At 65.5% G+C, this 21,039-nt stretch carries 20 protein-coding genes and 1 tRNA gene; 8 read left to right on the forward strand and 13 right to left on the reverse strand.

Annotation, left to right across the window (positions count from 1 at the left end; genetic code table 11):
• Nucleotides 1-26: 26 nt before the first annotated feature.
• The 5 genes from QCE83_RS01975 to hda form a co-directional block, all read right to left on the reverse strand.
• Nucleotides 27-707, reverse strand: coding sequence for a deoxynucleoside kinase (locus QCE83_RS01975; protein WP_309807311.1), 681 nt, complete (start codon nt 705-707; stop codon nt 27-29).
• Nucleotides 704-1,252, reverse strand: coding sequence for a 2-amino-4-hydroxy-6-hydroxymethyldihydropteridine diphosphokinase (folK, locus tag QCE83_RS01980; protein WP_309807312.1), 549 nt, complete (start codon nt 1,250-1,252; stop codon nt 704-706). Before folK ends, QCE83_RS01975 begins: the two co-directional genes overlap by 4 nt.
• Nucleotides 1,253-1,348: 96 nt before the next feature.
• Complete coding sequence (pcnB, locus tag QCE83_RS01985; protein WP_309807313.1) at nt 1,349-2,941, reverse strand: polynucleotide adenylyltransferase PcnB; 1,593 nt, start codon at nt 2,939-2,941, stop codon at nt 1,349-1,351.
• A complete protein-coding gene (locus QCE83_RS01990) occupies nt 2,934-3,620 on the reverse strand; it encodes an HAD family hydrolase (RefSeq protein WP_309807314.1) in 687 nt (228 codons plus the stop codon). The genes pcnB and QCE83_RS01990 overlap by 8 nt, the downstream gene beginning before the upstream one ends.
• An 11-nt stretch (nt 3,621-3,631) precedes the next feature.
• Nucleotides 3,632-4,411, reverse strand: a complete 780-nt coding sequence (gene hda / locus QCE83_RS01995) for a DnaA regulatory inactivator Hda (RefSeq protein ID WP_309811386.1) — start codon at nt 4,409-4,411, stop codon at nt 3,632-3,634.
• 182 nt (nt 4,412-4,593) lie between these two features.
• Here hda and purM point away from each other — a divergent pair, with 182 nt between their 5' ends.
• On the forward strand, nt 4,594-5,649 hold the full coding sequence (purM, locus tag QCE83_RS02000; protein ID WP_309807316.1) for a phosphoribosylformylglycinamidine cyclo-ligase: 1,056 nt from the start codon (nt 4,594-4,596) through the stop codon (nt 5,647-5,649).
• A 65-nt stretch (nt 5,650-5,714) separates the two neighbouring features.
• On the opposite strand, the gene miaA is transcribed toward purM, so the two are convergent.
• Both miaA and mutL read right to left on the reverse strand, forming a co-directional pair.
• Nucleotides 5,715-6,662 carry a tRNA (adenosine(37)-N6)-dimethylallyltransferase MiaA gene (miaA, locus tag QCE83_RS02005; protein ID WP_309807317.1) on the reverse strand — a complete coding sequence of 316 codons (948 nt, stop codon included), beginning with the start codon at nt 6,660-6,662 and terminating at the stop codon, nt 5,715-5,717.
• Nucleotides 6,659-8,650 carry a DNA mismatch repair endonuclease MutL gene (gene mutL, locus QCE83_RS02010; protein WP_309807318.1) on the reverse strand — a complete coding sequence of 664 codons (1,992 nt, stop codon included), beginning with the start codon at nt 8,648-8,650 and terminating at the stop codon, nt 6,659-6,661. The genes miaA and mutL overlap by 4 nt, the downstream gene beginning before the upstream one ends.
• A gap of 190 nt (nt 8,651-8,840) precedes the next feature.
• Here mutL and QCE83_RS02015 point away from each other — a divergent pair, with 190 nt between their 5' ends.
• The 4 genes from QCE83_RS02015 to QCE83_RS02030 all read left to right on the forward strand — a co-directional run bounded on the left by QCE83_RS02015 (nt 8,841) and on the right by QCE83_RS02030 (nt 11,663).
• A complete protein-coding gene (locus QCE83_RS02015; RefSeq protein WP_309807319.1) occupies nt 8,841-9,500 on the forward strand; it encodes a DedA family protein in 660 nt (219 codons plus the stop codon).
• A gap of 281 nt (nt 9,501-9,781) precedes the next feature.
• Nucleotides 9,782-10,663: a peptidoglycan DD-metalloendopeptidase family protein gene (locus QCE83_RS02020; protein ID WP_309807320.1), complete on the forward strand. Its 882-nt coding sequence runs from the start codon at nt 9,782-9,784 to the stop codon at nt 10,661-10,663.
• A gap of 35 nt (nt 10,664-10,698) precedes the next feature.
• On the forward strand, nt 10,699-11,259 hold the full coding sequence (locus tag QCE83_RS02025) for a hypothetical protein (RefSeq protein ID WP_309807322.1): 561 nt from the start codon (nt 10,699-10,701) through the stop codon (nt 11,257-11,259).
• 17 nt (nt 11,260-11,276) lie between these two features.
• Nucleotides 11,277-11,663, forward strand: coding sequence for a hypothetical protein (locus QCE83_RS02030; RefSeq protein ID WP_309807323.1), 387 nt, complete (start codon nt 11,277-11,279; stop codon nt 11,661-11,663).
• A gap of 379 nt (nt 11,664-12,042) precedes the next feature.
• Here QCE83_RS02030 and QCE83_RS02035 read toward each other — a convergent pair whose 3' ends face one another.
• Both QCE83_RS02035 and QCE83_RS02040 read right to left on the reverse strand, forming a co-directional pair.
• Nucleotides 12,043-12,522 (reverse strand): hypothetical protein, encoded by a 480-nt coding sequence (locus QCE83_RS02035; protein ID WP_404984106.1) that lies wholly within the window; start codon nt 12,520-12,522, stop codon nt 12,043-12,045.
• A 139-nt stretch (nt 12,523-12,661) separates the two neighbouring features.
• The gene (locus QCE83_RS02040) at nt 12,662-13,336 is read right to left on the reverse strand and encodes a glycine zipper 2TM domain-containing protein (protein ID WP_309807325.1); all 675 of its coding nucleotides are present in this window, start codon (nt 13,334-13,336) and stop codon (nt 12,662-12,664) included.
• A 217-nt stretch (nt 13,337-13,553) separates the two neighbouring features.
• Here QCE83_RS02040 and QCE83_RS02045 point away from each other — a divergent pair, with 217 nt between their 5' ends.
• Nucleotides 13,554-13,988, forward strand: coding sequence for a hypothetical protein (locus tag QCE83_RS02045; RefSeq protein ID WP_309807326.1), 435 nt, complete (start codon nt 13,554-13,556; stop codon nt 13,986-13,988).
• 151 nt (nt 13,989-14,139) lie between these two features.
• Here the strand turns inward: QCE83_RS02045 and QCE83_RS02050 are convergent.
• The 4 genes from QCE83_RS02050 to QCE83_RS02065 form a co-directional block, all read right to left on the reverse strand.
• Nucleotides 14,140-14,216, reverse strand: a tRNA-Met gene (locus QCE83_RS02050).
• A gap of 81 nt (nt 14,217-14,297) precedes the next feature.
• A complete protein-coding gene (locus tag QCE83_RS02055; protein WP_309807327.1) occupies nt 14,298-15,956 on the reverse strand; it encodes an MFS transporter in 1,659 nt (552 codons plus the stop codon).
• A 237-nt stretch (nt 15,957-16,193) separates the two neighbouring features.
• Nucleotides 16,194-17,774 carry a sensor histidine kinase N-terminal domain-containing protein gene (locus QCE83_RS02060; RefSeq protein WP_309807328.1) on the reverse strand — a complete coding sequence of 527 codons (1,581 nt, stop codon included), beginning with the start codon at nt 17,772-17,774 and terminating at the stop codon, nt 16,194-16,196.
• 5 nt (nt 17,775-17,779) lie between these two features.
• Complete coding sequence (locus QCE83_RS02065; protein ID WP_309807329.1) at nt 17,780-18,514, reverse strand: response regulator transcription factor; 735 nt, start codon at nt 18,512-18,514, stop codon at nt 17,780-17,782.
• A 293-nt stretch (nt 18,515-18,807) separates the two neighbouring features.
• On the opposite strand from QCE83_RS02065, the gene recA reads away from it, so the two are divergent.
• Together recA and recX are read left to right on the forward strand one after the other, a co-directional pair.
• On the forward strand, nt 18,808-19,878 hold the full coding sequence (recA, locus tag QCE83_RS02070; RefSeq protein ID WP_309807330.1) for a recombinase RecA: 1,071 nt from the start codon (nt 18,808-18,810) through the stop codon (nt 19,876-19,878).
• Between the two features lie 574 nt (nt 19,879-20,452).
• On the forward strand, nt 20,453-20,983 hold the full coding sequence (gene recX / locus QCE83_RS35080; protein WP_404984107.1) for a recombination regulator RecX: 531 nt from the start codon (nt 20,453-20,455) through the stop codon (nt 20,981-20,983).
• Nucleotides 20,984-21,039: the final 56 nt, after the last annotated feature.

Below are 21,039 nucleotides of genomic sequence, written 5' to 3' on the forward strand. Positions count from 1 at the left end.
CGTTGCGTCGGCACGCCGTCATGCGCTCACGCCGACACGCCTTTGACAAAGAATTCCTTGCGCCCGCGCATGCTGTCGATGCGTTCCAGAAGCAAGGCGAGATCTTCATCCGACGCGAGCGGATTCAGATGTTCCGCGTTCACGGTGAGCAGCGGCGTCGCGTCGTAGTGATAGAAGAACTCGTTGTAGGCGTCGCACAGCGCGCGCAGATAGGCGTCGGAGATCTGCAGTTCCATCGGCAGCGCGCGCTTCTGAATGCGCGAGAACAGCACTTCGGGACTGGCCTGCAGATAGATGACGAGATCGGGCGCGGGACCGCTGGCGTGCAGACGGCCCGCGATGTCCTTGTACAGCTGGAACTCCTCGTCGCTCAGCGTGAGGCGCGCGAACAGTTCGCTCTTCTGCGTGACGAAGTCGGCCATCAGCGGCGTACCGCTCGCGACGATGTCGGCGGCCTCCGCAGCCTGCGCCGTGCGCTGCAACGCGAAGCTCAGTTGCGTGGCGAGCGCATGGCGCGTCGTGTCGCGATAGAAGCGTTCGAGAAACGGATTGTCCTGCGGACGCTCGAACAGCGTGCGCATCGACCAGCGTTCGGCGAGCAGCGTCGCGAGCGTGGTCTTGCCGACGCCGATCGGCCCTTCGATCGCTATGTAGCGATGCGGCGGCTTGAGTTGCGGCGCGGTGACGGTCAGAGGCGGGACGCTCATCGGCAATCGGTCTTGTTGGAGGCGGCGGGATTCGCGCCGCGTGCGGGTGAGCCGGCCATGCACTGGCAGGCGGCGACTTTCTCGATGCGCTGCTCGACGACGGCCGCCATGAAGGCATCCGCGCGGCCGCGCTGCGGCAGGATGAGATCGGGTTCGAGTTCGATGAGCGGCACCAGCACGAAGGCGCGCTCGGTCATGCGCGGATGCGGCACGACGAGATCCGGCTCGTCGATGCTCGATGCGCCGTACAGCAGGATGTCGAGATCGAGCGTGCGCGGCGCATTGCGATACGGCCGCTCGCGTCCGAACTGTTCTTCGATGCCGTGGCACAGACGCAGCAGCGCACGGGCGGGCAGGCTGGTCTCGAGCTTGACGACGCAATTGAAGTAGTCGTCGCCGGTGGCGTCGATGGGCGCAGTCCGGTAGAGGCTCGACTTCGCGAGCACGGTGATCGTGTGCTGCTGGGCGAGACACACGACGGCGTCTTTCAGGGTCTGGCGCGCATCGCCGAGATTCGCTCCCAGGCCCAGATAAGCAATCGTCATGGCAGAAGTCCTACGCGTGGGTCTCAGCAAAAGCAGAAGCGGACAAGCGACACACTCAGGCGATGTCGCTCTGCGCTACTTTAACCAAAACCTGCGTCATGCGTTGTCCGCGTCTTCGCGCCTGCTTGCGTTGTCCGGTGCGGGGCCGTCAACACTGCCTGAATTCATTTCGGTTTGCGGACCGGCTGCGGCGGCATCGCCCGAACGGCGCTTCGCGTTGCTGCGGCGGCGCCGCTTCTTCGGGCCGCTGCTTTCCTTGCCGCCTTGCGTGAGTAAGCCTTCACGTGCAACGTGATCGCTCTCGATGAAGTCGGTCCACCATTGACCGATCTCCGCATCGAGCTCGCCCGATTCGCAACGCAGCAGCAGGAAATCATACCCCGCCCGGAAGCGCGGGTGTTCCAGCAGCTTCAGCGCACTGCGGCCGCGTTTTTCCAGCCGGTGCTGAAGACCCCAGATCTCGCGCATGTCGGACGAGAAACGCTTGTGGATCGCGAGCTTCTCGGTCTGCATGTCGAGCACGTCGTCCATCGCGCGATGCAGCGCCGGCACCGGATACTCGCCGTTCGCCGTGTATTGCTGCCAGCGGGTCTGCACGTCGTGCCACAACAGCGTGGCGAACAGGAAGCCCGGCGACACCGGCTTGCCCGCGCGCACGCGTTCGTCGGTGCTGGTGAGCGCGAGCGTGACGAACTTCTCGCCGTGCGGCTGTTCGAGCACCACGTCGAGCAGGGGCAGCACGCCATGATGCAGACCTTCCTGGCGCAGCCGCGTGAGACACGCGAGCGCATGACCGGACAGCAGCAGCTTGAGCATTTCATCGAACAGACGCGCGGCCGGCACGTTGTTCATCAGGTCGGCGAGTTCCTTGATCGGCGCGCGCGTGGCTTCGTCAATCTCGAAACCGAGCTTCGCCGCGAAGCGCACCACGCGCAGCATGCGCACCGGGTCCTCGCGATAGCGCGTGGCCGGGTCGCCGATCATGCGCAGCAGGCGCGCGCGGATGTCGGCCATGCCGTCGTGATAGTCCAGCACGGTCTGCGTGGCCGGATCGTAGTACATCGCGTTGATGGTGAAGTCGCGGCGCGTGGCGTCCTCGTGCTGCTCGCCCCAGACGTTGTCGCGCAGCACGCGGCCGCTCGCATCCACCGCATGCGTGCGGCTGTCGAGTTCGCCGCGCTTCAGGCGGCGCGGCGGTTCGGCCGCGGGCTCGGGCGGCGCGTCCATCAGCGCGCGGAAGGTCGAGGTCTCGATGATGTCCTGGCCGAACTGCACGTGCACGATCTGAAAGCGCCGGCCGATGATGCGCGCGCGGCGGAACAGCTTCTGCACCTGGTCGGGGGTCGCGTCGGTGGCGACGTCGAAATCCTTGGGCGCGACGCCCAGCAACAGGTCGCGCACCGCGCCGCCGACGATGAACGCGCGATGCCCCGCATGCTGCAGGCCGTCGGTGACGCGCACGGCGTTCTTCGAGATCAGCGACGGATCGATGCCGTGGATCTCAGAAGACAGGATGACGGGCACGCTCGGATCGCGCCGGGGCGGCGCGGCGGCTTTCTTGCGCGGGCGTCTGCTGGCGGGGCGGGCAGGGCGGGCGTCGGGCGAAGCTGTCGGCGTGTCGTTGGGCGCGGTCCCGATGGATTCGGCGCTTTCTTGCCCGAACAGCTTGCGGATGAGTTTTTTAATCACGTGTGTCGAAGAGATTCAGAATGCGCCAGCCTCGGGCTTGCGCATGCGCGCGCAGGGTGTCGTCGGGATTGGTGGCGACGGGGTCGGTGACGCGCTCGAGGAGCGGGATGTCGTTATGCGAGTCGCTGTAGAAGAAGCTGTGCTTGAAGTCGTCGAGCGTCTTGCCGAGCGTGGCGAGCCACTGCTCCACGCGCACGATCTTGCCCTCGCGATAGCTCGGCGTGCCGGTGGGCTTGCCGGTCAGCGCGCCGTGCGGATGATCGTCGACGGTTTCGACTTCGCAGGCGATCAGCGTTTCGATGCCGAAGGCCTCGGCGATCGGCGCGGTGATGAACGCGTTGGTCGCGGTGACGAGACAGCAGAGGTCGCCGTTGTCCTGATGCTCGCGCACCAGCGTGACGGCGGACGGCACGATGCGCGGGTTGATCACTTCCTGCATGAACTGCGCGTGCCAGTCGGTGAGCTGCGCGCGCGAATATTTCGCGAGCGGCGCGAGCATGGCATGCAGATAAGCGTTGATGTCGAGCACGCCCGCCTTGTAGTCGGCGTAGAAGGCATCGTTCTGGCGCGCGAAGGAATCCGCGTCGACGATGCCCAGCTTCACCATGAAGCGGCCCCATTCGTGGTCGCTGTCGGTGGGGATGAGCGTGTGGTCGAGATCAAAGAGGGCGAGGTTCATGGGTGCGCATTTTACTTGAAGCGGGTCGGATCGTTGTCCGGGGCGGCGGGCGGCGTATCCGGACCGGACGACTCGCCGGGCAGGTCGGCCGGCGCGCCGCGTCCGCCCTGTTGCAGCATGGCGCGCAGCAGCGGACGCGTCACCGCGCGTTTCTGCTCGAGCGAGAAGCGGTCGAGTTCGTCGAGCAGCGCCATCAGGCTCGGCATGTCGCGGCGGAAATGCGTGAGCAGGTAGCCCGGCACGTCGTCCGCCAGCACGATGCCGCGCTCGCGCGCCGCGTGCTTCAGCACGGCGGCCTTGGCATCGTCGGAAAGCGGCTGGAGATGGAACACGAGACCCCAGCCGAGCCGCGTGCGCAGGTCTTCGCGCACCATGAGCGCGAGCGGCGCGTCGTTGCCGGTGGCGACCAGCGCGCTCACCGGATGCGCGCGCACTTCGTTGAACAGGTTGAAGAGCGCGATTTGCTGGGCCGGCGAAAGGAGATCGCAATCGTCGACGGCGTAGAGCGTCACGCGCGGATCGAAGTTGAACGCATTGAGGGCGCTTTGCGGGCTCAGGTAGCGCGCGTGGCCGCTGGCTTCGTGGATCAGCGCCTGCAGCAAGTGACTGCGGCCGCTGCCCGGCTCGCCCCAGATATAGAACGTGCGGTCGGCGACCGGTCCGGCCGCGAGTGCGCCTTCGAGTTCGCGCAGCCGCGAAATCAGTTCGTGATTGCCGGCGGCGAAAAAGTTGGCGAAGGTGGCGGGCGGCGGCGTGCCGAGATCGAGCGTCAGTTGGCGTTGCACGGGAATCGGAGTCGTCGGGCCTGGGGTCGGGCAGGTTTCGAAACGTGCGGCCAGGCCGCGCGGGTGCGCGACGCGGGCAAGCGGCGCCGTTGCCGCAGCGATGCTCGCGCGTGGCAACAGCGTGAGAATCGGTCGGCGGGTCATCATCGGGTAAAATCGCATTTTACCGACCTTCTCGCACCTTCCCCATGAATCAGCCGAAATCCACCCCGGAAACCCAAGGTTTGTCTTACCGCGACGCGGGCGTGGACATCGACGCCGGCGACGCGCTCGTCGACCGCATCAAGCCGTTTGCCAAGAAGACGTTGCGTGACGGCGTGCTGGGCGGCATCGGCGGATTCGGGGCGCTCTTCGAAGTGCCGAAGAAGTACAAGGAGCCGGTGCTCGTGTCGGGCACGGACGGCGTCGGCACCAAGCTGCGTCTCGCGTTCACGCTGAACCGCCACGACACCGTGGGCCAGGATCTCGTCGCGATGAGCGTCAACGACATCCTCGTGCAAGGCGCCGAGCCGCTGTTCTTCCTGGATTACTTCGCCTGCGGCAAGCTGGATGTGGATACGGCCGCGGACGTCGTGAAGGGCATCGCGCAGGGTTGCGAACTGGCGGGTTGCGCGCTGATCGGCGGCGAGACGGCGGAAATGCCGGGCATGTATCCCGACGGCGAATACGACCTCGCGGGTTTCGCGGTGGGCGCGGTCGAGAAGAGCAAGATCATCGACGGCAGCACGATCAAGCCGGGCGATGTCGTGCTGGGGCTGGCGTCGAGCGGCATCCATTCGAACGGCTTTTCGCTGGTGCGCAAGATCATCGAGCGCGCGAATCCGGACCTGAACGCCGACTTCGACGGCCGCACGCTCGCTGACGCGCTGATGGCGCCCACGCGCATCTACGTGAAGCCGCTGCTGCACGCGATGCAGAGCATCACGGTGAAGGGCATGGCGCACATCACCGGCGGCGGCTTGGTTGAGAACATTCCGCGCGTGCTGCGCGACGGGCTGACGGCGGAACTGGATCACCGCGCGTGGCCGTTGCCGCCGCTGTTCGCGTGGCTGCAGAAGCATGGCGGCGTCGCGGATGCGGAAATGCATCGGGTGTTCAACTGCGGTATCGGCATGGCGGTCATCGTCGCGGCGGAAGACGCGGAAGCGGCCATCGGTCTGTTGTCGGGCGCGGGCGAGCAGGTCTGGAAGATCGGCGTCGTGCGCGAGAGCCAGGCGGGAGAGGCGCAGACGGTGGTGGTTTGAGGCTGGGCTGTTCAGTCTGAATGAGAGAAACCCTCGCGGTGTGCGAGGGTTTTTTGTTTGTGCAGCTAGATTCCCGCCGCCCGCTCCAACGCCTCCATCGCCCTTTCCGTCGCCTCCCCCGCGCAACAATCCACGACGACGCGCTCCGGCATCCCGCGCAGCCAGGTCAACTGCCGCTTGCACAGTTGACGCGTCGCGAACACGCCCTTGTCGCGCATCTCGTCGTAGGGCGTCGCGCCATCGAGGTATTCCCAAGCCTGCCGATACCCGACGCAGCGCATCGACGGCATCGACAGATCGAGATCGCCGCGCGCGCGCAGGCGCTTCACTTCGTCGATGAAACCGTGCGCCAGCATCGCATCGAAGCGCGCCGCGATGCGCGCGTGCAGCACCGTCCGGTCCGACGGCTCCAGCGCCACCGGCACGAAGCGCCAGCGCATGTCCTGCTCGACCACGCGCGGCGCTGCGAGCAACGCGGACATCGGCTGGCCGGTCAGCATGTGAATTTCGAGCGCGCGCTGGATGCGCTGTGAATCGTTCGGCGCGAGCCGCGCGGCCGTGTCCGGATCGAGCGCTGTGAGACGTGCGTGCAGCGCGGGCCAGCCGTCGCGTGCGGCGTCGGCATCGAGCGCGGCGCGCACTGCGGGATCGGCGCCCGGCAGATCGTTGAGGCCCTGCGTCAGCGCCTTGAAGTAGAGCATCGTGCCGCCGACCAGCAACGGCAGCCTGCCGCGCGCGACGATCTCCTCGACGAGCCGCAGCGTATCCGCGCGAAACTGCGCGGCGGAGTACGACTCGGCCGGATCGATGATGTCGATCAGATGATGCGGCGCCGCCGCGCGCTCTTCGACGCTCGGCTTTGCCGTGCCGATATCCATCTCGCGATACACCAGCGCCGAATCCACACTGATGATCTCGACCGGATGCCGCGCCGCGAACGCGAGCGCGGCGGCGGTCTTGCCGGACGCCGTCGGTCCGAGCAGACAGGCTACGGGCAGGGCGGCAGCGCTCATTGTCCGCGCATGAAGAGGCGGTCGAGATCCGCGAGCGTCAGCTGGAACCAGGTCGGCCGCCCGTGATTGCACTGATCCGCGCGCTCCGTCGCTTCCATCTGGCGCAGCAGTGCGTTCATTTCGTCGAGCGTCAGGCGTCGGTTCGCCCGCACCGCGTTGTGGCACGCAAGCGTGCCGAGCAGCTCGTGCTGGCGTTCGGTCAACACGCGCGAGCCGCCGTAGGCATGCAGGTCGGCGAGCACGGCGCGCGCGAGCGCCTGCAGATCGGCGTCCTTCAGCAGCGCGGGCACGGCGCGGATCGCGATGGAAGTCGGCGAGAGCACCGCGAGATCGAAGCCGAGCGCATCGAGCGTCTCTTTCTCTTCCTCGACGATGCCGATTTCCACCGGTTCTGCCGTCATCGACACCGGAATCAACAGCGGCTGCACCGCGATGGTGTGATCGGCGAGGGCATGCTTGAACTGTTCGTAGAGAATGCGTTCGTGGGCCGCGTGCATGTCGACGAGGACGAGCCCGCGCGCGTTCTGCGCCAGCACATAGATGCCGTGAATCTGCCCGACCGCGAAGCCGAGCGGCTGGTCGTCGGCATGCGTGGAAGCGGCGGGTCCATAGGCGGGCGTAGCGCTGTCGCTGGCCCAGACGGGCGCTTGCGCGGAGGTCGGGTAGGGCGTGTCACGGGTCTCCGGCGGCGTCGTTGTGCTCGAGGTGCCCGCATCCTTGCGCCCGAACAGCGCGTCGTACAGCGCCAGCGGCTGCGCGACCGGCAGCGTGCCCTGCGTCATGCGCGACTGGCGCAGCCAGTTCGTGCCGTTCTCGCTGGTGCCGCTGGTTCCGCCCGTACCCCGCGCGGCGAGCGGATCGCTGCCGGCGAACGGCTTCGCGCTGAACGACGCCGGACCGGTCGCCTGCAATTGCGCGGCGTGTCCGCCCGAGGTCGTTTCCGGCGATGCGCCCGCGTGCCGCGCCAACGCCCGCTGCACGGCATGGAACACGTACTGGTGAATCGAGCGTGAATCGCGGAAGCGCACCTCGATCTTCGACGGATGCACGTTCACATCGACCGATTCGGGCGGCAGATCGAGAAACAGCACGTAGGCCGGGTAACGGTTGCCGTGCAGCACGTCTTCGTAGGCGGCGCGCACTGCGTGGGTCAGCAGCTTGTCGCGCACGAAACGGCCGTTGACGAAGAAGTATTGCTGGTCGGCGCGGCCGCGGCTGGCGGTGGGCAGGCCCGCGCAGCCGTAGACGGCGAGCGGTCCGGCGCGTTCGTTGAGCGGCAGGTGCGCGGTTTCGAAGACCTCACCCAGGATCTTCGCGACGCGCGTCTGCGGATCGGTGGCGTTCCAGTGTTCGACGGCGCGGCCGTTGTGCATCACCGAGATCGCGACGTCCGGGCGCGCCAGCGCAGTGCGGCGGATCACGTCGAGGCAATGGCCGAGTTCGGTCTGTTCGCTTTTCAGAAACTTGCGGCGCGCGGGCGTGTTGAAATACAGCTCGCGCACTTCCATGGTCGTGCCGGTCGTGCCCGCCGCGGGCGACAGCACGCCCGTCTGGGCATCGATGCGGGTGGCGTGCGGACAGGCGTCGGTGCGGCTCGTGATGAACAACTCGGCCACCGATGCAATCGACGCAATCGCTTCGCCGCGAAACCCGAGCGTGGCCACGGCTTCGAGGTCGGCGAGCGAGCGGATCTTGCTGGTCGCATGGCGCAGCAGCGCGAGCGGCAGCTCGCCGGGCGGCATGCCGCAGCCGTCATCGGCTACGACGATGCGCTTGACGCCGCCTTCGTCGAGCGTGATGCGCAGCGTCCGGGCGCCGGCATCGAGGGCGTTTTCGAGCAGTTCCTTGACCACCGACGCCGGCCGCTCCACCACTTCGCCCGCGGCGATCTGGCTGATGAGCTGGTCGGGCAGCGGCGCGATGCCGCGCGAACGGCGCGGAGCATCCGCGGTCAAAGCGGCGGCGGAGGGTTCGTTGAGGTCGGCCATGGCGAAATTATAGCGATTCGCCCGCGGCCGCCCCGGCGCGGACCGTTTCGCCCAGGCGCCCCTGGACGTGTCCCACTGCGTGCTTTTTAACTGACGCGACGCGGCACTTCGGTATCATGGCGCGACTCCCTTTTCTGACCCCCGGATGCGCCGCTCGCCGCGGCCGCTGGACTTCTTTCGAGGAACGCTTTTGGACACGCTGCTGCAATTCCTGGGACTCATCCTGCACATCGACAAGTCGCTGGGGGTCTTCATCCAGAGCTACGGCGCCTGGGTCTACGCGGTGTTGTTCCTGATCGTATTCTGCGAGACCGGGCTTGTCGTATTCCCGTTCCTGCCGGGCGATTCGCTGCTGTTCATCGGCGGCGCGTTCGCCGCGTCCCACGAGATGAATCTGCTGGCGCTGATCGCGCTGCTGCTGATCGCCGCCGTCACCGGCAACACGCTGAACTACTGGATCGGCCGCGCCATCGGGCCGAAGGTCTTCGACACCAATATCCCTGTGCTTGAACGCTTCCTCGACCGCGCCGCGCTGCAGAAGACGCACAACTTCTACGAGCGTCACGGCGGCAAGACCATCGTCATTGCGCGTTTCGTGCCGGTGGTGCGGACTTTTGCGCCGTTCGTCGCGGGCGTCTCCGGCATGAGCCACGCGCGCTTCCAGTTGTTCAACGTGCTGGGCGCGCTGTTCTGGGTGCTGCTCCTCGTATTGCTCGGCTATTTCTTCGGCAACATCCCGTTCATCAAGCAGTATCTGAATGTGATCGTGCTGGTGGGGATCGGCGCGGCGATCGTGCCGGTGTTGCTCGGCGCATTGTGGAAAATGAGCCGGCGTAACTCCAAGGCCTGAGGGCCCGGCAAGCGCTCACGGAGCCGGACGATGCGTATCGTTTGGCTCATTTGAACGAATTCGCTCCGCCAATGTTTTATGCTGGCGAAGTTTGTGCTGTTCCAGCAATCGGGATCCGCGCGGCGCAGGCAGGATGAGCGGCGCACGGCAGGAAGCCGCGTGCCGACGCGGACGCATAGTCAGAAAAGATCAAGACGAAAAGCATGAGAAAGCAGGTGGTGATGCACATGGAAGCGTTCGGAATGCAGGCGGCACGGGGATCGGACACACAGCGTTCGATCATGAGAACGCTGCTCGCAGCGGGGATGGCGGCCGGTCTGGCCGCGTGTTCGTCGACGCCGCGCACGCCGGCGCCGATCGTCGAAAGTTCGGTGAGCAGTGCGCCGCCGGTCGTGCAGAGCCCGTCTGCGGGCGTGACGACCGCGCCAGCCGTGCCGCTCGCGGCGCCCGCCGCCGCGCCGGTCGCGTCGACTGCGCCGGTTGGAGCGGGTTTCTATCGGGTCCTGCCGGGCGACACGCTCTATGGCATCTCGCGCACCTTCAAGCAGCAACCCGCCGATCTGATCGCGTGGAACCATCTGCCCGAGAGCAAGCAGGTCAACATCGGACAGGTGTTGCGCGTCGCGCCGCCGGGTTCGACCGGCGCGGCTTCGGCAACTGCGTCTTCATCGACGGCGAAGTCGGCGCAACCGCCGCTCCTGTCGACGCCCGACAAGTCAGCGGCCGCGAAGCCTGCCCAGGCTCCGGCCCCGGCCACGGAACACGCGAGCACCAGCAGCGCGCCCGTGGGCAAGGGCACCTTCGCGTGGCCCGCGCACGGCGATGTCGTCCGCAAGTTCGGGGCGAGCGGCAACAAGGGTATCGACATCGAAGGCAAGGTCGGTCAGCCGGTCAAGGCCGCGGCGGCCGGCAAGGTCGTGTATGCGGGCAGCGGCTTGCGCTCGTATGGCCGCATGATCATCGTCAAGCACGGCAACGACTATCTCACCGCCTACGCCTACAACGAGAAGCTGCTTGTGAAGGAAGGCGATACCGTCAAGCAGGGCGCGACGATCGCCGACATGGGAACGGGCCCGAGCGGCACGCCGGCGCTGCACTTCGAAGTGAGAAAGGCGGGCGCCGCCATCGATCCGATGCCGTTGCTGGGCTCGGCCGGCGGCTGATTCCGCGCGTGGACACGCGGGCGAGGGGAGCGGAGATGAGAAAGATCGTGTGCAGCGTGTTGGTCGCGGTATCGGCTGCGGCGCTGCTGTCGGGCTGCGATCAGCAATCTGGCGAGGATGCAGTGAACAAGCTCAAGGCGTTCTTCAATGCGGTGAAGCCGGACACGCTGCTGCTCAAGAACCTGCAGCCGGGCGTGACGACCGAGGCGCAGATCCGCGACCAGATGGGCGAGCCCGAGACCGAGCGGAATTTCACCGACGGCAGCAAGCGCCTCGAATATCCGCGCGGTCCCGCTGGCACGAATACCTATATGGTCGACCTCGATGCCAACGGCCGCTTCGTATCCGTCACGCAGGTCCTGACGGCCGCGAACTTCGCGAAGGTCCGTCCCGGCATGACCATGGACGAAGCCCGCAGGCTGCTGGGCAAGCCGACGACCATCGCCGAGTATCCGCTCAAGAAGGAACGCGTGTGGAGCTGGCACTGGCTGGAGGACGGCGTGAACCAGGACGCGATGTTCAATGCGCACTTCGGCACGGACGGCACGGTGGTGACGACCTCGCGCTCCGAGTCGATCCGCGGCGGTCAGCACTGACCACTCCCTTGCACGCCATGGCACGCCCGGACAAGCGCAACGCGTATCGTCAGCCGATGGCGGCAGCGGCGCGCTATCGGGAACGCGCGGCGAGCGGCGAAAACCCGGATGCCTCCGTGCTGTGGACATGCGCGTGTGGACATGCGTGGGATGCATCGGCCGAATCGGCGCAGAACGTGCGGTGCATGAACTGCGCATTGCAGCGTCGCGATGCAGCGACGCGACGCCTGCGCGACATGGCGCAGGCACGCGGCGGCGTGCTGCTCTCGCCGGGCTATGTCGACGACGCCACGCCGCTTCAATGGCAGTGCGCGTTCGGTCATGTGTGGAGCGCCCGCGCGGAGCTTGCGCCGCGTCTCTGGTGCGCGGAGTGCGCGCGGCGGGTCTTTTCGCGATATCGCTGAATTCTTTTGGTCGTTCAGCGTTGGACTTGAGCGTGACAGCAAAAGAAAAAGCCGGCGTGAGCCGGCTTTTGAACATCGTGTTGTCGGAGCGTCGGCTTGTTTGCCTGCGACTCACAGGGCCGTTGTCAAAAGCATGCGCGTGTTGTTGTTGTGATCCGGCTTGTGCGCGTTGCTTCCATCAACGAACCGTTCGAGTGCCGCCCATCCTGTTTCTCGGTCTCTCAGCGCGCCGTACTGCTTCCCCCCGTGCGCTAAGGACAAGTATCGTGAGCGTTCATTCGTCTGACTGTACGGTCGCAAACATTTGTTCCGGTTGCTGCCTGTTTTCCGGGAAAGTACGGATGTCATGTGTTGCGAACACGCCACCGTTCTTTTTCCATCACGCAGGTTGAGCGCGTCTGACACCTGAACGCATGCTCGCCGCGAGCAGCGATTGCGTGACCATCCGGGCTTCCGCCTGGGCGATGTGCTCGAGCGTCGCTTCCTCCAGTTGCTGACCGAAGAGCGCGAGCGCGGTGCAGAGTTGAGCGTGGGCGTCGGCATCGAGGATCCACGCGCCTTCGGTGGAGTGTCGCGTATCGACCGCGACGAGCGCTTCGTGCGCGACCGTGATGGCGTCGGCGCAATCGGCTGCGTGGCCGAGCTGACACAGTTCCTCGGCGACCAGAAGGTGACGGCACAGCGTCATGAAGAGCGTCTGCGAGCCGTGGCCGCGATCGAACGCATCGAGTGCGGCATAGCACTGCAACAGCATGCCGTCGATCATCGGCTCGCGCGACGCGCGGCTGTACGTCAGCGAACGGAGCAACGGCGACATGGCCGGACGGCTGGGTTTCATGCTGGTCGATTTCTTCTTCACAGAAGCACTCCCGATAGGGTTTCTCGCGTGGGCCGACGCGCTGCGCGACGCCGGGACGCGGGTTGCGCGGATGCATCCGACATGGAATGCATCTTCGCACCGGAAAATTAGGCTTGTCTTAAGCGTTGAGTCTTTTGTCTCAGGCGGGCGTCAAGGTCTCGCCCGACACGTGCACCTTCTGGCCGACGGCCACGCCCGGCGCGGCGTCGTAGTTGAAGCTGCGCACATTGCCGTCGTTCATGCGGACCTGCACCTGATAGGTGGTGGTCTTGTGGACGACGTGCTCGATCTGGTTGCCCGCGAGGCCTCCGCCGATCGCGCCGAGAATCGTCGCCGCCGTGCGGCCGCGGCCATTGCCGATCTGCGTGCCCGCCAGGCCGCCGACCACCGCGCCGCCGATCGCGCCGATGCCCGTCGTCGGCTGCGCGGTCTGCACGGCGTGGACGGCGGTTACTTGGCCGGCGTACGGGTCGTAGGCGGGGACGGGATTTTGTGCAGGCTGGACCGTCTCGCGGACCGGTTCGACGGCGCGCGCGGGGTTCACGTGATGTCCGCGTACTGCGCGCGGCAGGGGGGTGTTTTTCTGGCTCGCCGACGGCGCGGGTGACGATGCCGCTTTGGCCACCTGCGTGTCGACGAGCGGCGAGGCGGTGACCGTGTTGGCCGTTGCTTTCGACGACGGCAGCAGCCCGGTCATCGCCGCGATGCCGGTGCCGCACGCAAGGATCACCGACACGGCCGCAGCCGCGACCAGCGGATGAATGCGCGACGCTTTCGTCGGGACGTCGGACGGGATCTGGGGAAGGGCGTTCATGGCGGTGACTCCGGTTGTCGGCATGCGAAGCGCGGGTGCCTGTCTGCCATAAACGCGATGCGACGCGCGCGGTGGACGCGAGAGGTGTGACATTTGTAAGCAAACTTCGTGGGGATGCCTTTGCGATCGCTTCATTCGTTGGTTCGTATCAGCGTGCGAGAATCGAGCGCGGCAGTGATGTGCGCCAACTGGAACGACTGACACCGAACTTCAAAACATGTCAAAGCACGAAGAAGACGAGTTTGAGATTTACGAGAACCCCGTGTACGTCCGGGTCATGCCTGAGTACGCGTCGAACGGCATTTGGCATTTCGATGGCATGCACATGGATCCGGAAGAACTTCCGGTGTCAGATGATCTGAAGGCGCGGCTTGCGCAGTGGGCCGACTGGTACAACATCAACGATGATTTCAAGCCGCCGGAGGAGCGTCAGAACCGGTTGGATTGGGGAAAGTTCAGTGCTGAGGGTTTGCAGATTGCTCAGGCGATCAAGCGTGAACTGTTGCACTGGACAGTCGTCTGGAGCGATGAGGAAAGACGCATTGCGCTTGGCCATATCGACGGTGAAACACCACCGCGCGCCTCGTTTGAATTTGAGGTGATGTCGGATGGAGCGCTCGTTCCGATATCCGAATCTAAGAAGATCGGGTAGACGGCTGCATTCGAGTGCTTGTTGCCCGCCTAAGAAGTCAACCGTGGCGTGCAGCACCCGAAACCGGCAAGCTGCCTTGTCTCGCGGTTTGTCGACCCGGCAAAAACAAAAAAGCCGCTGTCCTTTCGGAACAGCGGCTTCTTCTTGAAGCTGGTGGCGAATCAGGGATTCGAACCCCGGACCTGCGGATTATGATTCCGTCGCTCTAACCGACTGAGCTAATTCGCCGAAAGACGAGATTATGCAGAGGGCCGTTCGGGCTGTCAAGCCTTTCCCTGCGATTTATTAAAACAGCCCGACCCGGCCTCCTCAATCCTCGTGATACACGTTCGACTTGCGCGTGTCCTTCACGAACAGCATGCCGATCACGAACGTCGCCAGCGCAATCACGATCGGATACCACAGCCCCGAGTAGATGTCGCCCTTGGCCGCGACGATCGCGAAGGCCGTCGCCGGCAGGAAGCCGCCGAACCAGCCATTGCCGATGTGATACGGCAGCGACATCGACGTATAGCGGATCCGCGCCGGGAACATCTCGACCAGCATCGCCGCGATCGGCCCATACACCATCGTCACGAAGATCACGAGGATGGTCAGGACCACGATCGCCATCGGCCAGTTGATCAGCGCCGGATCGGCCTTCGCCGGATAGCCCGCGCTCTTCAGCGTGCCGGCGAGCGTCTTGTCGAACGCGGCGCCCTGGGCCTTGGCGTCGGCGCCCTTGCCGTCATAGGTGTTGACGACCGTTTCGCCCACCTTGATCTGCGCCAGCGTGCCGGCCGGCGCCGCCACGTTCTCATAGTTCAGGCCGGCCTTTGACAGCGCGCCCTTCGCGATATCGCACGACGACGTGAACTTCGACGTGCCCACCGGATTGAACTGGAACGAGCACTCGTCCGGATTGGCGATCACGACGATCGGCGACTTGAGCGTCGCGGCCTCGAGCGTCGGATTCGTGTAGTGGGCGAGCGCCTTGAACAGCGGGAAGAACGAGAGCGCGGCGATCAGGCAGCCGGCCATGATGATCGGCTTGCGTCCGATGCGGTCCGACAGCGACCCGAAGAACACGAAGAACGGCGTGCCGATCAGCAGCGCCACCGCAACCATGATGTTCGCGCTGGTGCCGTCCACCTTGAGCGTCTGGGTGAGGAAGAACAGCGAATAGAACTGGCCCGTGTACCACACGACCGCCTGGCCCGCCGTCAGACCGAACAGCGCCAGCAGCACGATCTTCAGGTTCTTCCACTCGCCGAATGCTTCGGTGAGCGGCGCTTTCGAGGTCTTGCCTTCGGCCTTGATGCGCTCGAACACCGGCGATTCATGCAGCTTCATTCGGATCCACACCGAAATGGCAAGCAACAGGATCGACACGAGGAACGGGATGCGCCACGCCCATGCGCCGAACTGTTCCTCACCGACCGCCGTGCGCACCGCGAGAATCACGATCAGCGAGATGAACAGGCCGAGCGTCGCCGTGGTCTGGATCCACGCCGTCCACGCGCCGCGCTTGTTCGAGGGCGCGTGCTCCGCCACATAGGTGGCCGCGCCGCCGTACTCGCCGCCGAGCGCGAGGCCCTGCAACAGACGCATCGCAATGAAGATGACCGGCGCCGCGATGCCAATGGTCGCGTAACCCGGCAGGAAGCCGATCAGGAACGTCGACAGGCCCATGATCACGATCGTCACGAGGAACGTGTACTTGCGTCCGACCATGTCGCCGAGCCGCCCGAACACGATCGCGCCGAACGGGCGCACCGCGAAGCCCGCCGCGAAGCCGAGCAGGGTGAAGATGAAGCCGGCTGTCGGGTTCACGCCCGAGAAGAAGGTCTTGCTGATGTAGACGGCGAGCGAACCCGCCAGATAGAAGTCGTACCACTCGAACACCGTCCCGAGCGACGAAGCGAAGATGACCTTCTTTTCCTCTGCCGTCATCGGTGCGTGCGAAACGCGCCCTTCAACCGTAGCCATGTACCGCCTCCTGTCCTGATTTGATTTTTCGAATACGTCGGTCCGCGACTGGGCGGCTCCGGTGCAACGATTATTGGAACGAAAACTTACGGCGTTCTGACGCGCGGCGTCAGGCCTTCAGAGGTGCTTTTGCTGGCTGAACACAGCGATTTGACGGGATCGTGGTGCAAACGATCGTTTAATTTCGGGCAACGTCGGGCTTCGAGCGCCCGAGCAAGGAAGACTCGATCCTGACGCTCAGGGTTTGTCCCGGGCAGGATAAACCCGCTGGAGACTGACTCGCACCAGGGTTCCGGCCAACCTGGGACTGTCCTGATACACGTGATCTTCGATCGCGAGCGTGCCGCCATGCATCGTCGCGATCTCCTTGACGATCGCCAGTCCCAGCCCGCTGCCGTCGCCTTCGCGCCCGAGAATCCGGTAGAAGCGCTCCACCACGCGCTCGCGTTCCGCCGCCGGAATGCCCAGCCCCGAGTCCTCTACTTCGAGATGCACGAGATCGAGGTCGTCCTCGTCCGCCCTCACGCGCACGGTAATGCGTCCGCCCGCGGGCGTGTAGCGGATCGCGTTGTCGATCAGGTTCGAGAGCATCTCCCGCAGCATCACGACATTGCCTTCCACCTCCACCGGATGAGGCGGCTCCTCGTAGCCCAAGTCCATGCCCTTGGCGAGCGCGGGCTGCACCCAGTCGCGCACCGCGAGCCGCGCGAGCGCCGTCAGCTCGATGCGCGCAAAGATCCCGCCCGCCGCGCGATTCTCCGCGCGCGCCAGCGCCAGAAGTTGCGTGACGAGGCGGGCGGCATGTTCGGAGCTCGTCGCGATCTGTTCCAGCGAGCGCTGCACTTCCGCCGGCACCTCCTGGCGCATCGCGAACTCGGCCTGCATGCGCAAGCCCGCGAGCGGCGTCTTCATCTGATGCGCGGCATCGGCGATGAAACGCTTCTGGAACTCCATGTTCTGTTCGAGCCGCGTGAGCAGATCGTTGAACGAGGCGACCAGCGGCGCGATCTCGGGCGGGGCGCGGTCCGCTTCCAGCGGAGAGAGATCGTCCGGACGGCGCGCCCGGATGTTCGATTGCAGCGCATGCAGCGGCGCAAGCCCGCGCGACAGTCCGAACCACACCAGGATGATCGCGAGCGGCAGGATCACGAACTGCGGCAGGATCACGCCCTTGATGATGTCGTTGGCGAGCTGGCTGCGCTTGTCCAGCGTCTCGGCGACCTGCACCAGCACCGGCTGAGTGCTCGCCGGATCGCGTCCGGGCGCGAGTCCGGGCAGATCCACCGTCGTGTACGCAACGCGGATGTCGTTGCCGCGCAGCACGTCGTCGCGGAATTCGACGATGCCGGGCTGCGGCCGGTCATCGTCGTGCGGCAGCGGCATGTCGCGGTCGCCGCCGACGAGCTCGCCGCGCGTGCCGAGCACCTGGAAGAACACGCTGTCGACGTTGTCGGCGCGCAGGAAATCGCGGGTGGCGTCGGGCAGGCGCAACTCCGCGACGCCGTTGACCGGCTGGATCTGCCGCGCCAGCACGTAGGCGTCGGCTTCGAGCGCGCGATCGAAGGGCCCGTTGGCGATCGATTTGGCGACGAGATACGTGACCGCGATGCTCATCGGCCAGAGCAGCAGCAGCGGGGCCAGCATCCAGTCGAGAATCTCGCCGAAGAGCGAGCGCGGATGCGCGTGCGCATCGGGCTCGAGCTCGTCGGGCGGCGCGAACGGGTTGGCGTAGCGCGCGTCGCGCTGGGTGTCGGAGTCGGCGGAGGCTTCAGCGGATGGCTTCGGCGCGCGCGATTCGGTGGAAGCCGACGACGCCATGCCGCCTACTTGTAGTGATGGCTGGCGGGCATCGGATCGGCCGGCGGCTGCGGGCCCGCGCCGTTCGGCGACGCGCCCGCTTTCTCCAGCGTGTAACCGAGTCCGCGTACCGTGATGATCTTCGCGCCGCTCGGCTCGATCTTCTTGCGCAGCCTGTGCACGTAGACCTCGATGGCGTTGTTGCTCACTTCCTCGCCCCACTCGCACAGATGATTGACGAGCTGTTCCTTCGACACGAGCCGGCCGCTTCGCTGCAGCAGCACTTCGAGCACGCCGAGCTCGCGCGCGGACAGGTCGATGACCTGCTCGCCGATCGTCGCGATGCGCCCGACCTGATCGAAGCTCAACGCGCCATGCTTCACGACCGTCGGGCCGCCGCCCGCGCCGCGCCGCGTCAGCGCGCGCACGCGCGCTTCGAGCTCGTTGAGCGCGAACGGCTTGGCCATATAGTCATCCGCGCCGAGGTCGAGTCCCTTGACGCGTTCGTCGACGCTGTCGGCGGCGGTGAGGATCAGCACGGGCATCTGCGAATTGCGTGCGCGCAGGCGGCGCAGCACCTCCAGGCCGGGCATCAGCGGCAGGCCGAGATCGAGGATCAGGAGGTCGAAAGTCTGGAGCGAAAGGGCGGTATCCGCCTCGACGCCATGCTTCACATGATCAACGGCATAGCCCGATTGGCGGAGTGATCGGACGAGACCGTCCGCGAGTATGCTGTCGTCTTCGGCAATGAGGATTCGCATCGTCGTGTGCGCCTTGGTACGCCCGCATGCGCGGCGAAGCGCAGCGGCATTGCCGGCACCGAATGTCGCCCGGCGCGGCGGTCTCCAGGTGTGTCGCGGTTCTTGCGCAGGGTGTGCGACTCGCGTGGCGCGGAAAAAAAGCAGCGCCGCGTTGTTACCCGCTTGCAAAAACTACTGTTTTTTTATACAGTCTCTGCGTGCGTGTGAAAAGGCCTTTCGAGAAGCTCGTTCGAGCAGCGGAAATGCCCGTGAACACTGCCTCAGACGCCGTTCATCATAGCAAAGGACGATTCATGGAAGAAAGCAAGAAAGGCCCGGCTGGAATGACTGCGGAGAAGAGCAAGGCCCTGGCCGCCGCGCTCTCGCAGATCGAAAAGCAATTCGGCAAAGGGTCGATCATGCGGCTCGGCGCAGGTGAGGCGGTCGAAGACATTCAGGTGGTGTCCACCGGTTCGCTCGGTCTGGACATCGCGCTCGGCGTCGGCGGTTTGCCGCGCGGCCGTGTGGTGGAAATCTACGGTCCGGAATCATCGGGCAAGACCACGCTCACGCTGCAGGTAGTTGCCGAAATGCAGAAGCTCGGCGGCACGGCGGCCTTCATCGACGCGGAACACGCGCTCGACGTTCAGTACGCAGGCAAGCTCGGCGTGAACGTGCCGGAACTGCTGATCTCGCAGCCGGACACGGGCGAGCAGGCACTCGAAATCGCGGACGCACTGGTGCGCTCCGGTTCCATCGACATGATCGTCATCGACTCCGTGGCGGCCCTCGTGCCGAAGGCGGAAATCGAAGGCGAAATGGGCGATTCGCTGCCGGGTTTGCAGGCGCGTCTGATGTCGCAGGCGCTGCGCAAGCTGACCGGCACCATCAAGCGCACGAACTGCCTGGTCATCTTCATCAACCAGATCCGCATGAAGATCGGCGTGATGTTCGGCAACCCGGAAACCACCACCGGCGGCAATGCGCTCAAGTTCTACTCGTCCGTGCGCCTGGATATCCGCCGCATTGGCTCGATCAAGAAGAACGACGAAGTCATCGGCAATGAAACGCGCGTCAAGGTCGTGAAGAACAAGGTCGCGCCGCCGTTCCGCGAAGCCATCTTCGACATCCTGTACGGTGAAGGCATCTCGCGTCAGGGCGAAATCATCGACCTGGGCGTGCAGGCCAAGCTGGTCGACAAGGCCGGCGCCTGGTACAGCTATAACGGCGAGCGGATCGGTCAGGGCAAGGACAACGCGCGTGAATTCCTGCGCGAGAATCCGGACATCGCACGCGAGATCGAGAACAAGATCCGTGAATCGCTGGGCGTGGCTGCGCTGGGTGAAGTGGTCGCCGTCAAGGCCGAAGTGGCCGACGACGAATAAGCGTCGAGCCTGAAGGACGATGCTCAGGCGCCGGCCCGGTTCGAAGACGGCTTCGAAGGCTGATTCGGAGGCTGGTTCGGAGCCCGGTCTGGCGGATGAGGCAACCGAGGAAGGTTGCGCATCCGTCGATCGCTACGAAAGAAGCAGCGAACGGCGCGGAGTCTCGCCCAAGAGCACATTCCCACGCGGTGACAAAAAACGCGCCGACGCGAAAAGGTCTTTCGCGTCGGCGCGTCGCGTTTCCGGGGCAAGCATGGGCGGTCGGTCGGACGAGCCAGCTTCGGGATCGGACATCTCGAACGCATCCCAAGCTCAATCCGATCCAACCGACGCAACCCCCCGTTCAACGCGTCTCGCACACGCTCGCGCGCTGCTGAAGCAGGCGACCGAGCAGCCCCCGGCACAGCGCGCCAAACGCACGCCCGCTCCCGTCGAGCCGCCGTCCGCGTCCGCACCCCGGCTCGCTCAGCCCGCGCCTCCCTCCTTCACAGACCCCTTCGAAGACGCCGACCCGTTCGAGCCATTCGAGCAATGCGCGCCGGCCGAAGCACCATCGGCTGCGGCGGAAGACGCCGTGTTTACCCGCACGAGCCAGCGCACTCGCAAGACTTCGGTTGCCGAAGCGAACGACCCAAGGCGTCCGAAGCGCTCGTTGAAAGGGCGTGCGCTCGCGGCGCTGTCGCGTCGCGAGTACAGCCGGGCCGAGTTGTCGCGAAAGTTGAGTCCGTATGTCAGCGAAACCGATTCCCTCGACACCGTGCTGGACGACCTGGAGCGCGACGGCTGGCTGTCGAACGAACGCTTCGTGGAAAGCGTCGTGCATCGGCGGGCCGCGCGCATGGGCGGCAGCCGGATCATCAACGAACTGAAGCGCCATGCGGTCGGCGAGTCGCTCATCAGCGAGACCGCCGACAAGCTCGCGCAAACCGAGACCGACCGCGCCCGCGCCGTCTGGGAGAAGAAGTACGGCACCTTGCCGGACACGCCCGCCGAACGCGCCCGGCAAGCGCGCTTCCTGGCGGCGCGGGGTTTCTCCGGCGGCACGATCGGCAAGATCCTGAAGGGCGGCGACGAGGACTGGAGCGAAGAGATCGTCGACGACTGAGCACGCCGCTCGAACCCGCATCGCGCCACACGGCGCACACGCATGCACCCGTGCTC

Origin of the sequence: Caballeronia sp. LZ034LL (assembly GCF_031451215.1) — a bacterium.
Lineage (GTDB): Bacteria > Pseudomonadota > Gammaproteobacteria > Burkholderiales > Burkholderiaceae > Caballeronia.

Bases quoted from the DNA above. Each gene is read 5' to 3' on its own strand.
- QCE83_RS01975 (WP_309807311.1), bottom strand. From the start codon at position 707: ATGAGCGTCCCGCCTCTGACCGTCACCGCGCCGCAACTCAAGCCGCCG.
- folK (WP_309807312.1), bottom strand. From the start codon at position 1,252: ATGACGATTGCTTATCTGGGCCTGGGAGCGAATCTCGGCGATGCGCGC.
- QCE83_RS01990 (WP_309807314.1), bottom strand. From the start codon at position 3,620: ATGAACCTCGCCCTCTTTGATCTCGACCACACGCTCATCCCCACCGAC.
- purM (WP_309807316.1), top strand. From the start codon at position 4,594: ATGAATCAGCCGAAATCCACCCCGGAAACCCAAGGTTTGTCTTACCGC.
- miaA (WP_309807317.1), bottom strand. From the start codon at position 6,662: ATGAGCGCTGCCGCCCTGCCCGTAGCCTGTCTGCTCGGACCGACGGCG.
- mutL (WP_309807318.1), bottom strand. From the start codon at position 8,650: ATGGCCGACCTCAACGAACCCTCCGCCGCCGCTTTGACCGCGGATGCT.
- QCE83_RS02020 (WP_309807320.1), top strand. From the start codon at position 9,782: ATGAGAACGCTGCTCGCAGCGGGGATGGCGGCCGGTCTGGCCGCGTGT.
- QCE83_RS02025 (WP_309807322.1), top strand. From the start codon at position 10,699: ATGAGAAAGATCGTGTGCAGCGTGTTGGTCGCGGTATCGGCTGCGGCG.
- QCE83_RS02030 (WP_309807323.1), top strand. From the start codon at position 11,277: ATGGCACGCCCGGACAAGCGCAACGCGTATCGTCAGCCGATGGCGGCA.
- QCE83_RS02040 (WP_309807325.1), bottom strand. From the start codon at position 13,336: ATGAACGCCCTTCCCCAGATCCCGTCCGACGTCCCGACGAAAGCGTCG.
- QCE83_RS02045 (WP_309807326.1), top strand. From the start codon at position 13,554: ATGTCAAAGCACGAAGAAGACGAGTTTGAGATTTACGAGAACCCCGTG.
- QCE83_RS02055 (WP_309807327.1), bottom strand. From the start codon at position 15,956: ATGGCTACGGTTGAAGGGCGCGTTTCGCACGCACCGATGACGGCAGAG.
- QCE83_RS02060 (WP_309807328.1), bottom strand. From the start codon at position 17,774: ATGGCGTCGTCGGCTTCCACCGAATCGCGCGCGCCGAAGCCATCCGCT.
- QCE83_RS02065 (WP_309807329.1), bottom strand. From the start codon at position 18,514: ATGCGAATCCTCATTGCCGAAGACGACAGCATACTCGCGGACGGTCTC.
- recA (WP_309807330.1), top strand. From the start codon at position 18,808: ATGGAAGAAAGCAAGAAAGGCCCGGCTGGAATGACTGCGGAGAAGAGC.